The sequence below is a fragment of the Acinetobacter sp. RF15B genome (assembly GCF_007558235.1).
In the GTDB taxonomy this organism is placed as follows: domain Bacteria; phylum Pseudomonadota; class Gammaproteobacteria; order Pseudomonadales; family Moraxellaceae; genus Acinetobacter; species Acinetobacter lwoffii_C.
Genome location: NZ_VLSR01000003.1, coordinates 240,154 through 254,284, shown reverse-complemented (window position 1 = coordinate 254,284; position 14,131 = coordinate 240,154). Strand labels below are relative to the sequence as shown.

General features: G+C 45.9%; 11 protein-coding genes and 1 pseudogene. 8 read left to right on the top strand and 4 right to left on the bottom strand.

The window, feature by feature from the left end:
• Positions 1-212: 212 nt before the first annotated feature.
• A complete protein-coding gene (locus tag E2K74_RS03765) occupies positions 213-1,961 on the bottom strand; it encodes a SulP family inorganic anion transporter (protein ID WP_151206369.1) in 1,749 nt (582 codons plus the stop codon).
• Between the two features lie 210 nt (positions 1,962-2,171).
• Entirely contained in the window at positions 2,172-2,492 is a 321-nt protein-coding gene (locus E2K74_RS03760; protein WP_151206368.1) for an ArsR/SmtB family transcription factor, read from the bottom strand.
• A 282-nt stretch (positions 2,493-2,774) separates the two neighbouring features.
• On the opposite strand from E2K74_RS03760, the gene cysK reads away from it, so the two are divergent.
• The 5 genes and pseudogenes from cysK to E2K74_RS03740 all read left to right on the top strand — a co-directional run bounded on the left by cysK (position 2,775) and on the right by E2K74_RS03740 (position 7,334).
• Positions 2,775-3,773 (top strand): cysteine synthase A, encoded by a 999-nt coding sequence (gene cysK / locus E2K74_RS03755; RefSeq protein ID WP_151206367.1) that lies wholly within the window; start codon positions 2,775-2,777, stop codon positions 3,771-3,773.
• Between the two features lie 196 nt (positions 3,774-3,969).
• A pseudogene (locus E2K74_RS15120) lies at positions 3,970-4,134 on the top strand (cation transporter); the annotation flags it as partial.
• Between the two features lie 36 nt (positions 4,135-4,170).
• Positions 4,171-6,660: a heavy metal translocating P-type ATPase gene (locus tag E2K74_RS03750; protein WP_413773043.1), complete on the top strand. Its 2,490-nt coding sequence runs from the start codon at positions 4,171-4,173 to the stop codon at positions 6,658-6,660.
• Positions 6,657-7,082: a Cu(I)-responsive transcriptional regulator gene (cueR, locus tag E2K74_RS03745; protein WP_151206365.1), complete on the top strand. Its 426-nt coding sequence runs from the start codon at positions 6,657-6,659 to the stop codon at positions 7,080-7,082. Before E2K74_RS03750 ends, cueR begins: the two co-directional genes overlap by 4 nt.
• Before the next feature lie 54 nt (positions 7,083-7,136).
• A complete protein-coding gene (locus tag E2K74_RS03740) occupies positions 7,137-7,334 on the top strand; it encodes a heavy-metal-associated domain-containing protein (RefSeq protein WP_151206381.1) in 198 nt (65 codons plus the stop codon).
• A gap of 15 nt (positions 7,335-7,349) precedes the next feature.
• Here E2K74_RS03740 and E2K74_RS03735 read toward each other — a convergent pair whose 3' ends face one another.
• Positions 7,350-7,979, bottom strand: a complete 630-nt coding sequence (locus tag E2K74_RS03735; protein ID WP_151206364.1) for a TetR/AcrR family transcriptional regulator — start codon at positions 7,977-7,979, stop codon at positions 7,350-7,352.
• Positions 7,980-8,291: 312 nt separating this feature from the next.
• Here E2K74_RS03735 and E2K74_RS03730 point away from each other — a divergent pair, with 312 nt between their 5' ends.
• The 3 genes from E2K74_RS03730 to E2K74_RS03720 all read left to right on the top strand — a co-directional run bounded on the left by E2K74_RS03730 (position 8,292) and on the right by E2K74_RS03720 (position 12,952).
• Entirely contained in the window at positions 8,292-10,073 is a 1,782-nt protein-coding gene (locus E2K74_RS03730) for an acyl-CoA dehydrogenase C-terminal domain-containing protein (protein ID WP_151206363.1), read from the top strand.
• Positions 10,074-10,171: 98 nt separating this feature from the next.
• Positions 10,172-11,341 carry a thiolase family protein gene (locus tag E2K74_RS03725; protein WP_151206362.1) on the top strand — a complete coding sequence of 390 codons (1,170 nt, stop codon included), beginning with the start codon at positions 10,172-10,174 and terminating at the stop codon, positions 11,339-11,341.
• Between the two features lie 114 nt (positions 11,342-11,455).
• Positions 11,456-12,952: a succinate CoA transferase gene (locus E2K74_RS03720; RefSeq protein WP_151206361.1), complete on the top strand. Its 1,497-nt coding sequence runs from the start codon at positions 11,456-11,458 to the stop codon at positions 12,950-12,952.
• Positions 12,953-13,034: 82 nt separating this feature from the next.
• Here the strand turns inward: E2K74_RS03720 and E2K74_RS03715 are convergent, their stop codons facing one another.
• Positions 13,035-14,102 (bottom strand): putative zinc-binding metallopeptidase, encoded by a 1,068-nt coding sequence (locus E2K74_RS03715; protein WP_151206360.1) that lies wholly within the window; start codon positions 14,100-14,102, stop codon positions 13,035-13,037.
• Positions 14,103-14,131 lie beyond the last annotated feature (29 nt).

The window sequence follows — 14,131 nt, the reverse complement described above, 5'->3', positions numbered from 1 at the left end:
ATCTTGAATTTTCTGCCAGATATCATCGGTAAGAAGAGTGCGTGCCATTGAAAATGTAGAAATAAAAATAACTCAAAGGAGGATTTTAAGTATTTAAAACCAATTCTTCAAATGAGGACACGCCCTAATCACCTAAAATTATGATTGAATGCAAGATAAAATCACTCATGGTTGAAAGTCCATTTTAACCATGAGTTTGAGCAGGATTGGACTTAAAGATTATCATCCTGAGGCGCTTCAAAAACTTCTGGGGCCAAGTCCTGAATAGCTTGAAAATGGGTCAAATAGATCTGACCACTTAAATAGGTCAACAGTTTGGAAGTATGTAAACGGTCCATCACCGGGCCTTTGACTTCAGCAAAATGCAGGCGAATATTGAGCTTGGCCAATTCAGCATTCAGCTCTTCCAGCATTTCTAGTGCACTCAGATCAATCGCACTGATACTGGAGCAGTTCAGAATAACATGCTGCAACTGATCATTATGGCTCAGCTGATTAATCAGATACCCTTTAAAACTGTTGGCATTTAAAAAGGTCAGGTTTTCATCAATCCTTAAGGATAAGACACGTTCAGAAGTCCGGGTTTGATGGCGCTGAATATTACGAAAATGCTGCGTACCTTCTACCAGTCCCAGCACGGCAATATGCGGCCGGCTGATTCTCCATAACATCAGGGCAAAAGTCGACACAATACCAATCAGCAGGCCTGCACTAATATCAATCAGCACCACGCTGAAGAAGGTAATCCACATCGCAATCCCGTCGGCTTTGGAATAACGCCACGCATCTACAAAGGGCTGAAAATTAACCAGCTTCCAGATGGAAACGATAATCGTAGCGGCCAGAATGGTCAGCGGCAAATCTTCAAAAAAGCTGGTAAAGAACAGGCTGACAATAATCAGGGACAATGAAGACAGCACGCCTGCCATAGGACTTTTGGCACCCGCATCGGCATTTACTACAGTACGTGACAAACTGCCAGTTACAGGAAATGCCGAACTGATTCCGGCACTGATATTGGCCACCCCAAGTGCAATCAGTTCCTGATTGCTATTTAAATTACTGCGTTGCTGTAAGGCTGTGGCTTGGGCAATGGAAAGTGATTCGACAAAGCTGATCATGGCAATCATGGCGGCACCCGGTAACAGGCTGATCACCAGATCCCAGTTCCAGTGTGGAAAAGACAACGGTGGAAAACCAGATGGAATTTCTCCCACCGTCTGAATACCTTGAAGTTTAAGATCCAGAAAAACCACCGCAGTAATCCCGAGACAGACCAAGATCAGCGGTACGGCGCGCACGAGAAAGTCAGTTGACCCGATCAGGCTCTGAATGCGTTGCGATTTTAAAATCTTGGGAAGATAAATCAGTATCAGCAGGGCACAAATGCCGAAAATCAGGCTGGGCAGATGCAGACGCGGCAGATATTCCCATAAGCTTAGCGCCAGTTCCGGAATATTATTGGCTTTTAAGGGTAAATCCACCAGAAACTTGAACTGGCCCAAGGCTATCAGTAAAGCGGAAGCTATAATAAAACTGTGAATGACCGGATGACTGATCAGCTGAATTAAGAAGCCAAACCTGAGTAGACCCAAAAGTAGGGAAATAATACCGACCAGCAGAGCCAGCAATGTGGCTGCTTCAATATACGCCGCTGAACCGACCTCAAACAGGGGATTCAAGGTGGCAAAAGTCATCATTGAAATGATGGCGACGGGACCAATGGATAAAGTAGAACTGCCGCCGAGCAAGGCATAAATGATCATCGGCAGAATACTGGCATATAAACCCATCATGGGTGGTAATCCTGCCAGCATTGCATAGGCCATCCCTTGCGGAACCAGCATGGCCACCACAATAAAGGCAGCCAGTGCATCAGACTTAAATTTGATTGAATTATATTGGCTTAACCAAGCCCAAGCAGGGATTCTATGCAGCAGTTTGGACTTGGAATTGGGCATATCAAGGTCTAAATCACAAATATAGATATATTATGCACAAATTCTGCTAAGAAGTCTTAAAAATAAAATGCAGCTGATAAATTTTACGCAGCATGAGTAAAAAAGCTTAGATGAAACCTGATCGTCTAAAACTGTTCGATTAAACCTCCATTTAAAATGGTTTCATCTATAACTTTATGTATTTTATGAATTTAAATTAGAATCCATTCTTTAGCCCAAGAGTTCCTGAGGACAATAAAGCCGGTATAAGGTATTCAGCATTTCCACCAAGTGAGGATCTTTAATAGAATAATAAATCTGTTTACCATCGCGGCGGGTACTGACCATGTCGTTCCTGCGTAGCATCATGAGCTGCTGGGAAAGGGTGGGTTGTCTAATTTCGGTCATTTCTTCAATTTGAGAGACGTTCATTTCTGATTGAGAAAGATGACATAAGATAAGCAGACGGTCCGTATTAGCCAGAGACTTTAAAATAGCGACGACCTGTTGTGCTGAATCCCGCATGATGTCAATTTCGAGATCGGTTTTCATTCAGAATGTCCATTTATAAAATTACAGCGCCCCTGATTATATGAACTCATACAGGGGATTACATTGCTCAAAAAGATTAAGTTTTATTATTTTTAATGCGTCCAGTTATTAAAAAAAGTTATGTATTTGATGTTGATGTATAAGCAGACTTTAATGCATAGTAAAAATGTTATTTCAGCAAAGTCTCGCCATTTTGTATAGAAGTCATCGGGCATCTACAAACAGAAAAAATGCTTGTATGATGGTGCCAACACTTGAACTTATAACATTAGGGATATACTCATGAGTACAGATCCAGCTTTTCCAACTCCTTCAAATCTCGGTATCGCTGTATATAGTAATAATGCAGACGCGATTGGAAATACACCACTAGTTCGTATTAACCGTGTAATTCCGACTGCGGCAACGGTACTTGCAAAAGTTGAAAGCCGTAATCCTGCTTTTTCAGTGAAATGCCGTATTGGTGCTGCGCTGATTGCTGATGCAGAAAAGTCGGGCAAGTTAAAGCCGGGCATGCATATTGTTGAGCCAACCAGTGGTAATACTGGTATTGCACTGGCGTTTGTGGCTGCCGCCAAGGGCTATGATATTACTTTAACCATGCCTGCCAGCATGAGTATTGAGCGCCGTAAAGTGGTTAAAGCTTTGGGGGCGAATCTGGTACTGACAGATCCGGCCAAAGGAATGAAAGGTGCAGTCGACGAAGCCACACGTCTTCTTAATGAGAACCCGGATCTGTATTTCCTGCCACAACAGTTTGAAAACCCGGCCAACCCGAAAATTCATGAAGAAACCACCGGACCGGAAATCTGGGAAGCTACTGGTGGTAAGGTGGATATTCTGGTTGCAGGTGTCGGTACGGGGGGCACGATTACGGGTATTTCGCGTTATTTCAAACAGGTTAAAAACCAGCCTTTATATACCGTGGCAGTGGAGCCTGCTGAATCGCCAATTATCGGTCAGGCAAAACGTGGCGAAACCCTGACACCAGGGCCACACAAAATTCAGGGAATTGGGGCGAACTTTATTCCAGGCAATCTGAATCTGGACCTGGTCGATGAAGTCATTGCCATCAACAGTACTGATGCCGTTGAATGGGCACGTAAGACGGCAACCCAGGAAGGAATTCTGGTGGGTATTTCCTGTGGCGCAGCAATGGCGGCGGCGGCACAACTGGCTGCACGACCTGAAAACGCGGGTAAAAATATTGTGGTCATTTTACCAGACGGGGGTGAGCGCTATCTATCTTCCATTCTGTTTGAAGACATCTCTGCTGAATAAGCTGATTTCGCCATCGCACTTACAATAGACCACACAAAATGTAAAAGACCCGGAACAGCTTCCGGGTTTTTTATTTTAAAAATCAGGTTTTAATTTTTATAGTCCCCAGATAGAGAAATACTTGACCTTCCCATGGTGGGAATGTTTAAGCTATAGACTCATAAAAGTAAATATATTCCATGAGCCAGTGGAGAGCATGATGAGCAAAGTCGATAGCCCCCAACTGTATGAACAACAATTGCAGATTTCAGGAATGACCTGTGCTTCATGCGTAGCGCGGGTAGAGAAGGCTTTAAAAAAGGTAGAAGGCGTGACGGATGCACAGGTCAACTTGGCTACAGAAAAGGCCTGGGTAAAAAGCCAGCAGCCCGTTGCAGCCGCTACCTTGCTACAGACCATTGAAAAAACCGGCTTTGCTGTGGTGACCCAGCAATTGAATCTGGGCATTGAAGGCATGACCTGTGCCTCGTGTGTGGCACGGGTCGAAAAGGCCTTGAAAAAGGTGGAAGGTGTGACGGATGCACGAGTTAATCTGGCGACTGAACAGGCACAGGTCATTGCTCTTTCCTCACTGCAGACCTCCACTCTGGTTCAGGCGATTGAAAAGGCAGGATTTCATGTCCGTGCGGAACACATTGAGTTAAATATTGAAGGGATGACCTGTGCCTCGTGTGTGGCACGGGTAGAAAAGGCTTTGCTTAAAGTCGAAGGTGTTCAAGGAGCACAGGTCAATCTGGCGACTGAAACCGCGCGTGTACAGGCATCACGCAGCCTGCTCCCCCAACTGATTGCTGCGGTTGAAAAGGCGGGTTTTCAGGCCAGTGAGCTGAGTCATGCAACCATGGATACTCATGCCGCGTTTCAGGAGAAAAAAGCCGAGGAAACCGCAGAGCTCAAGCGTGACCTGTGGATGGCTCTGGCTTTGGCGATTCCGGTATTTATTTTGGAAATGGGTTCGCATCTAATTCCTGCATTTCATCATTTTATTTTGCAAACTCTGGGGACCCAGAATAGCTGGTATTTACAGTTTGTATTGACCACCCTGATTCTGGTCTTTCCGGGAAGACGTTTTTATCAGCATGGAATTCCAGCCTTATTGCGTCTGGCACCGGACATGAATTCGCTGGTGGCAGTAGGTACGCTTGCTGCCTATAGCTTTTCCTGTATTGCAACCTTCCTGCCTGAGCTTTTACCACAGGCAACCGTACATGTGTATTTTGAAGCAGCTGCCGTTATTGTGGCGCTAATTCTGCTGGGACGGTATCTGGAAGCTCGGGCGAAAGGCAAAACCTCGCAGGCTATTCAGTATCTCATTGGTCTGCAGCCTAAAACGGCGCGTATCCAGCAAAATGGAGTCTGGATTGATCTGGATATTGCAGAAGTCCAGCAAGGTATGCTGATTGAAATCCGCCCGGGTGAAAAAGTGGCCGTCGATGGGGAAGTTGTCTCTGGTCAAAGCTATATTGATGAAGCCATGATCAGTGGTGAACCGCTACCGGTCATTAAACAGTCAGGCGATCAGGTCATTGGCGGTACCGTCAACCAGAATGGAACCTTGCAGATCAAGGCCACTGCGGTTGGACAGGATTCGGTACTGGCCCAGATCATTCAGATGGTGGAACAGGCACAGGGCGCCAAACTGCCTATTCAGGCGCTGGTAGACAAGGTCACTTTATGGTTTGTACCTGCGGTGATGGGGCTGGCAGCACTGACCTTTATTATCTGGTTCCTGTTCGGACCGGAGCCGAATCTGACTTATGCACTGGTCAATGCAGTTGCTGTATTGATTATTGCCTGCCCATGTGCCATGGGCCTGGCGACCCCGACTTCCATTATGGTGGGTACAGGCCGTGCCGCCGAGTTAGGGGTTTTATTCCGTAAAGGGGAAGCTTTGCAGCTTTTGCAACGTACGCAAGTGGTTGCTGTCGATAAAACCGGTACGCTGACAGAGGGTAAACCGGCTTTAACCGATTTTGAGGTTACGGAGGGTTTTGAGCCTCAACGAGTTTTACAAATTGTGGCCTCAGTAGAAGCCAAGTCTGAACACCCGATAGCCCATGCAATTGTAGAGGCGGCACAGCAACAGAAGCTTGAGTTGCTGGACGTGAGTGAGTTCGATTCGATTACAGGGGCTGGTGTAAAGGCGCAGGTGGCAGGGTATCAGGTGCATATAGGTGCCGAACGGTTGATGCTGGAACTGGGACTGGATCTTGCCCTGTTTAAACACATGGCTCAGCAACTGGGTGATCAGGGCAGAACGCCGTTATATGTCGCGCTTGACCAGCAACTGGCTGCAATTATTGCGGTGGCCGATCCGATCAAGCCGACGACCTATAGCGCAATTCAGGCTCTGCATGATCAGGGGCTAAAAGTGGCCATGATCACTGGAGATAATGCCTATACTGCACAAGCCATTGCCAGAGAGTTAAAGATTGATCAGGTGATTGCAGAAGTGCTGCCGCATGAAAAAGTTGAAGCTGTACAACAATTACAGCAGCAACATGGCGTTGTGACTTTTGTGGGAGATGGGATTAATGATGCACCGGCTTTGGCTCAGGCTGATGTAGGCATGGCGATTGGCACTGGAACAGATGTCGCAATTGAAGCTGCAGATGTGGTGTTGATGTCAGGAAATTTACAGCATGTGGCGACTGGTATTGGCTTAAGTCAGGCCACAATGCGTAATATTCGCCAGAACCTGTTTTGGGCCTTTATTTATAATATCGCCTTGATTCCGATTGCAGCTGGTGTACTGTATCCATTTTTTGGCATTCTGCTTTCTCCGATGTTTGCCGCCGGTGCGATGGCTTTGTCTTCGGTATTCGTAGTGTCGAATGCGTTAAGATTAAAGACCTATCAGGCCGTCCAGTTTAAGGAACAGTCATGAATATTGGCCAGGCCGCCAGACGCTCGGGGATCTCGGCAAAAATGATCCGCTATTATGAAGAGATCGGATTATTGCCCGAACCGAAGCGCAGCACCTCAGGTTATCGCCTCTATACCGAGCAAGATATTAAAACTCTCAGTTTTATACAGCATGCGCGCGAACTGGGTTTTTCATCGACCCAGATGAAAGAGCTGCTGGATTTAAGGCTGAACAGTGCCAGACATAGTGCGGATGTCAAACAGCTGGCGGAACAGCATATACAGCGTTTACAACAGAAAATTGCCGATATGCAGAAAATGATTCATATTTTGCAGCAGTCGGTAGATCAGTGTGCTGGCAATGAAGAATCGGATTGCCAGATTTTAAAACAGATCGAGCTGGGTAGCTTGCCCGAATGTTCCGGTTCAGACTGTCAAAAATAGTCCGGTATTTAAAGCATACACTCAATGAATTTACTTAATGCAATGGAGAAAGAAATGAAATTCCGTATTAACAATATGACCTGTGGTGGCTGTGCGCGCAGTGTGACAGCGACCATTAAAGATCTGGATGACCATGCAACAGTGGTGATTGATGTGGAAAGTAAACTGGTCGAAGTGCAAAGCAGCTGTAGCGAAGCTGAAATTGTCACGGCCCTGACGGAAGATGGTTTTCCACCAGTCCCAGCAACTTAAAATAAGATCAAATGCCTAACTCAAGTTAGGCATTTTTGATTCCATGGAAGAAATTTTATCTGGCGTCATCAGCGCCTGATTAATATACAGCTTGATCAGCCGCTCACGTGAGCCGATTGATTTTTGATAGTGGGTCGAATTGAGCAGCAGTGAAGCTCCATAGGTGACTGTCCAGATATAAGACAGATAATCCCGTATTGACATGGCACTGTCTAAAGACAATAGATAATCATGCGTTATGTCTTTGATCCGGATAATTCGTTCTTCTCGAATCTGATACAGCTCCTGAAAAAGCTCTTTCAGGTTTTTTTCATTATTAGTCAGACGCTCTTCAATCACATGCAATAAAATGGTGCGATTAGAATTCAGCATGTGATACAGCATATATTGGGACACATAGTGCTTGATATCGTTATTGTGATTTTTCGAAATTTCCAGAATTCTTTTTTCGTTGCGAATAATCAATTCCAGATAAAGCTGATTCTTGCTTTTAAAATGTTTATAAATTGTTCCCTTCGCGATATCCAGCTCACTAGCCAATTCACTCAGGGTAATATCCTGATGATTGTCCAGTAACAGGCATTCAGCCATGTTTAATATCTTCTCTTTACGAAGAAGAAAGTTCTGCTGTCTTACAGTCGTCATCTTCTTGGTCCATACGTCTCGAAAAAGAACAGACCCAGATTATGCAATATTTTTGCCAGTGAATATAAAACTAAGGTCGTTATTTTGCTTCAAAGCTGTATGTTTATTCGTCAGTTGACGTATTTGACTTATATAGAGCGCATCCTTCCTGAAGGATTGTCAAGAAAAATGAACCCTAAAGGTCAGTTTGCTTAAATAAAATTCCCTTTTTACCCTAATTATTCTATTTTCTGCCAAGTAAAGTCATACAGTCATGTAGCTATCACAATATTCAGCTACAGATTTGGGTATCACCATTTAAGGAAGTTGAACATGCCAATTTATAATGCGCCTCTCAAAGACATGGAATTTATTTTAAAGGATGTGTTTCAGGCTGAAAAATTCTGGCAAGACAATGAAAAGCTGGCCCATCTTGACTTGGCCACAGCCCATGCGATTCTGGAAGAAATGGCCAAGTTTTCGAAAAACGTTATTCTGGATCTGAACCGTCCGGCCGATGAAAGCGGTGGCGCTCAATTTCATCAGGGTGAAGTGACCACCCCTGCAGGTTTTAAGGAAGCATTTCGCCAGTTTGCCGAAGGTGGCTGGGTTGGTCTGGGTGCACCCGAAGAATGGGGCGGCCAGAATATGCCTAAAATGCTCACCGTGCTGGCAGACGAGATGATCTGGAGTACCAACCCTTCCTTTATGCTTTATCCGCTATTGACGGTAGGTGCCGGCATGGCGATCAATGACCGGGCTTCTCGGGCGCAAAAAGAAACCTATCTGCCAAAGTTTTATACAGGTGAATGGTCTGGCACCATGTGTCTGACTGAGCCACACTCAGGAACCGATTTAGGCATTATTAAAACCAAAGCCGAACCAAATGCTGATGGCAGCTACAATATTACCGGTACCAAAATCTTTATTACCAGTGGTGAGCATGACCTGTGCGACAACATCATTCACCTGGTTCTGGCCAAAACGCCAGATGCGCCGGCTGGTTCGCGCGGAATTTCTCTGTTTATTGTGCCGAAGTTTCTGGTCAATGCTGACGGTTCTTTGGGTGAGCGTAATGCCGTATCGGCCGGTTCTATCGAACATAAAATGGGGATTAAAGGCTCTGCAACCTGTGTAATGAACTTTGACGGCGCCAAAGGCTATCTGGTGGGCAATGAAAATGAAGGTCTGGCCGGCATGTTCGTAATGATGAATTATGAACGTCTGTCGATGGGCATTCAGGGAATTGGTGCTGCGGAGTTTGCCTATCAGAATGCCGCCCAATATGCGACCGACCGTTTACAGGGACGTGCCTCAACAGGTGCAAAATCACCTGAAAAACCGGCAGACCCAATTCTGGTTCATGGTGATGTGCGCCGTATGCTATTGAATGTCCGTGCTAATAATGAAGCTTCACGTGCATTTGCGGTATATGTGGGACAACAGCTCGACATTACCAAATATTCTAATGACCCGGAAGCGATACGCAAAGCCACAGACCGTGTCGCACTACTTACCCCAATTGCCAAAGCCTATCTGACCGATAAAGCACTGGATTCTGCACTGGAAGCGCAAATGTGCTTCGGTGGTCATGGTTATATCCGTGAATGGGGAATGGAGCAATGTATTCGCGACCTGCGTATTGCACAGATTTATGAGGGCACCAACGGGGTCCAGGCAATTGACCTGATTGGCCGTAAGACGACCAAGTGCAAAGGGGCATATCTGGCTGAATATCTGGGTGAAATTCGTGAGTTTGCCCAAGGCTTGGATGACAGTCTAACGATTAAAGCAGTGACTCTGGGCGTGTGTCAAAAACTGGAAGATATTACCGCCTATATCATTACCCAGTCTCAGACTGATGCTGATTTCTCCAATGCCGTTGCAGTAGACTATCTGCATGCCGTGGGACTGCTCAGTTTTGTGTATATGTATGCACGTATCAGTCAGGCAGCCAGCTTAAAAGCGGAAAGTTTTTATCAGCATAAACTGGTTCTGGCCGACTATTATCTTGCCAAAGTTCTGCCGGATCTGGATGCACGTTTGCAACGCATTCAGGCAGGTGCCGATCTGGTCATGCAGTTGCCGGAAGATTATTTTACTGCTCAGGCCTGATGATTAAAAAAGATCAAAAAACTGGTCACCAGAGAGACATTGCAGTCTATATGCACTGCAATGTCTGATTACTGAAAAAGAATAGAAGGATGAATATCATGATCGTAATCGTAGAAGCTGTACGTACCGCCATGGGCGGTTTCCAAGGTTCACTCTCTAGCTATACAGCACCAGATTTGGGGGCGGCTGCAATTAAAGAAGTGGTGGCACGTTCGGGTTTACAGCCCAATGAAATTGATGAAGTGATCATGGGCTGTGTACTGCCAGCAGGACTGAAACAGGGACCGGCACGTCAGGCAATGCGTCAGGCAGGCTTACCTGATGCTACGGGTGCAACCACCATCAATAAAATCTGCGGCTCAGGCATGAAAGCCGTGATGCAGGCCGCAGATGCAATCAAAGCGGGTTCGGCTGAAATTGTGGTAGCAGGTGGCATGGAGTCTATGTCAAATGCGCCCTATTTGATGGATAAGGCGCGTGCCGGTTTTCGCATGGGGCATGGCAAAGTCACTGATCATATGTTTCAGGAAGGGCTGGAAGATGCTGAGACAGGCCTGTCAATGGGAATTCTGGCGCAGGACATGGCAGACAAAAAAGGCTATACCCGTGAACAGCAGGATCAATATGCGATTGCTTCACTAAACAAGGCGGTTGCAGCGATTGAGGGCGGGTTCTTTAAAGATGAAATCGTACCGGTGGTGGTCAGCAGCCGCAAAGGCGAGGTCACAGTTGATCAGGATGAACAGCCTTTAAATGCCAAGGTAGACAAGATTCCAAGCTTGCGCCCGGCGTTCAAGAAAGACGGCACCATTACTGCGGCAAATGCCAGTTCAATTTCAGATGGTGCCTCTGCATTATTAGTGACTTCAAGCGAGATTGCAGCAGAGCGCGGCTTAACACCGCTTGCCAATATTGTGGCTTATGCCAGCCATTCACAGCATCCAAGTGAATTTACCATTGCACCGGTTGGCGCCATTGAAAAAGTATTAAAGCAAACCGGTTGGAATGCCAAAGAAGTCGATCTGTGGGAAATTAATGAAGCATTTGCCATGGTGACGATGGCTGCAATAGATGCCTTTGATCTGGATACAGCCAAAGTCAATATCAATGGCGGTGCCTGCGCTTTAGGTCATCCACTCGGTTCTTCAGGCTCGCGTATTATTGTGACCTTGATTCATGCCTTAAAACGTACCGGCGGCAAGAAGGGCATTGCCGCACTCTGTATCGGCGGCGGTGAAGCAACTGCGATTGCAGTGGAACTGGTTTAAGTCCGTCCAAAACTCAATGCTCGAATGAGCAAAATTAACTATTGATTCAGAGAGTTATGCTTCTGGTTCGCCAGAAGCAAACATTTGTTTATTTTATATTTTTTGAGATTTTTTATGAACGGTTTAGAGCGCATTCGTTTGCTCCCATTACAAGATAAAGTGGTATCTGTAGAACAAGCACTACAACTCATTCAAGAGGGCGATGTCATTGGTTTAAGCGGTTTTGGTGGAGCGGGTGAAGCGAAAACTGTGCCTTTGGCATTGGCTGAGTATGCACGGAAGCATCCAATCCATATTACCTTGGCGACAGGCGCGAGTCTGGGGAACCAGATTGATGGCAAACTTAATGCAGCACACGTTATAGCCCGCCGTTATCCTTATCAGGCCGATCCTTCTTTACGTAAAGCGATTAATGCGGGCGAAGTCATGTATGTCGATCAGCATCTCTCTGAGCTGGCCGACAATATCCGTCATAAAAACCTGCCCGCAATTAATGTAGCTATCATTGCAGCCACGGCCATTACCGAAGATGGTCAGATTATTCCAACAGGCTCTTGCGGAAATTCTGCAAACTTCATCGAAATGGCGGATCGGGTCATTATTGAAATTGACATGACGATCAACCCTGTGCTTGAAGGGGTTCACGATATTTATTTGCCACACGCTCGTCCAAACCGCGGGCCAATTCCGCTGATACAAGCCAGTGACAAGATTGGAACGATCGGGATTCATGTGGCGCCTGAAAAAATTGCTGCGATTGTGATGAACGAGATTCCAGATACTTCCTTTGGTATGGACCAACCAGATGAAGAAACGCTGGCAATTGCAAGTCACCTGATTGATTTTTTTGAGCAGGAGGTCGCAGCAGGGCGTTTACCGGAAAATCTGGGGCCACTGCAATCAGGTGTGGGCTCAGTGGCTAATGCGGTATTTGCCGGCTTTGAACACTCCAGTTTTAATAACTTGGAAATGTATTCTGAAGTTTTGCAGGACTGCACTTTCCAGCTTATCGACTCCGGCAAGATGACCTTTGCTTCTGGCTGTTCCATGACCCTGAGCGATGGCTGGGCCGCACGGGTGATGAAGAATTTTGATCAGTATAAAGATAAAATTGTTTTGCGCCCGCAGGAAATTTCCAATAATCCCGAACTGATTCGCCGCCTCGGTATTATTGCGATTAATACGGCACTGGAGTTTGATATTTACGGAAATGTGAACTCCACTCATGTCGCGGGGACCAAGATGATGAATGGTATTGGTGGCTCGGGAGATTTTACCCGCCATGCGCATCTTGCCATCTTTGTGACCAAATCCTATGCCAAAGGTGGGGCAATTTCTTCGGTAGTTCCTCTGGTGAGCCACATTGACCATACCGACCATGACGTAGATATTTTGGTGACTGAGCAAGGTTTGGCAGATCTGCGCGGTCTGGCGCCGCGTGAACGTGCCCGCAAGATTATCGATATCTGTGCTCATCCGGATTATCGTGAAAGTTTGAATGATTATTTTGAGCGTGCTTGTGCACGTGGTGGCCATACACCGCACTTATTAAATGAAGCCTTGTCCTGGCATGCTCAATTTGAAGAAACCGGGTCAATGAAAATCGCTTAAAATTCTGAATTGCATTGATTGTAAAACAAAGCCCGTCTAAGACGGGCTTTATTCATTTTTTGTCGTTTCAACATTCTTTGGACTATTTAAAAACTTTTTCCAGTACATGGCGGTGAATGAAACGCAGTTTATCTTTGACGCTTTCTGAGAGTTTGAAAGGGTAGGCATCTTCTAGCCCCATACTGCGGTTCAGCGCATTCAGATTGAAAGTCAGCGTAATCCAGTTTTCTAAAATATGTTCAAAATCCTGTCCGCCAATCGGGCATTCCTTAAAATCCATACTGGCCAGGTCCCGATTATTTCCTTGCACACGCAGGCCCGCATAATAGGCAGTTTCGAGAGTTTCCATCATGTGCAGATAATGCGCCCAGGTTTCGGCCCAGTCTTCCCACGGGTGAGCCGACGCATAGCTGCTGATATAGTTCTCCTGCCAGTTGATGGGTGCGCCTTTGTTATAGTGACGTTCCAGAGATTGACTATAATCTTGCTGTTCATTACCAAAATACAGGCGAAACTCATCCAGCAGTTCAGGATGTAAATGCTGCATGACATTAAAATAGTAATGACCGCTTTCATGGCGAAAGTGCCCCAATAAAGTCCGGTAATTTTCACCCATATTTACCCGTGTTGTTTCTCGATAAACCACATCTGCCTCAATGGCATTCAGGGTAATGACGCCATTGGAGTGTCCTGTCAGCACTGGTTTATCTTCTTCGGGCAGAATAAAGTCAAAGCGTATCCCAAAGGGATCATTCTCTGAATATTTCGGACGCGGCATCATATTCATGCCCAGGGCCAGATATAGAAAACGGCGCTTGGCTTCTTCCAGACGGAACCAGTAAATCAGGTTTTCTGTATTCTCCAGATTGGGAATTACATGGGTCAGCTGGCAGGATTCACAGAAATCTTCTTCATCACTGCTGGGAATCATCCAGTTACAAACCTGATAGTGGGTATAGTTATGACAGGGCTTGTAACTGGTATGCCGATATTGCTTGGCCACCGGAATCCATTCCGTCGGGCTTTGTTTCTTGAATGTACACAGCTCTTTTTCAGAAGCGACATAACCGATGGGAAGCAGGCAATGATCACATACTGATTTATAAAAAAAGATCTGTCGGTGGCAAATTGCACATTCAAAATATTTCATTTCTGCTCCCTTGCAGTTTTATCTTCTTT

Bases quoted from the DNA above. Each gene is read 5' to 3' on its own strand.
- E2K74_RS03720 (WP_151206361.1), top strand. From the start codon at position 11,456: ATGAACGGTTTAGAGCGCATTCGTTTGCTCCCATTACAAGATAAAGTG.
- cysK (WP_151206367.1), top strand. From the start codon at position 2,775: ATGAGTACAGATCCAGCTTTTCCAACTCCTTCAAATCTCGGTATCGCT.
- E2K74_RS03725 (WP_151206362.1), top strand. From the start codon at position 10,172: ATGATCGTAATCGTAGAAGCTGTACGTACCGCCATGGGCGGTTTCCAA.
- cueR (WP_151206365.1), top strand. From the start codon at position 6,657: ATGAATATTGGCCAGGCCGCCAGACGCTCGGGGATCTCGGCAAAAATG.
- E2K74_RS03730 (WP_151206363.1), top strand. From the start codon at position 8,292: ATGCCAATTTATAATGCGCCTCTCAAAGACATGGAATTTATTTTAAAG.
- E2K74_RS03715 (WP_151206360.1), bottom strand. From the start codon at position 14,102: ATGAAATATTTTGAATGTGCAATTTGCCACCGACAGATCTTTTTTTAT.
- E2K74_RS03735 (WP_151206364.1), bottom strand. From the start codon at position 7,979: ATGACGACTGTAAGACAGCAGAACTTTCTTCTTCGTAAAGAGAAGATA.
- E2K74_RS03740 (WP_151206381.1), top strand. From the start codon at position 7,137: ATGAAATTCCGTATTAACAATATGACCTGTGGTGGCTGTGCGCGCAGT.
- E2K74_RS03760 (WP_151206368.1), bottom strand. From the start codon at position 2,492: ATGAAAACCGATCTCGAAATTGACATCATGCGGGATTCAGCACAACAG.
- E2K74_RS03765 (WP_151206369.1), bottom strand. From the start codon at position 1,961: ATGCCCAATTCCAAGTCCAAACTGCTGCATAGAATCCCTGCTTGGGCT.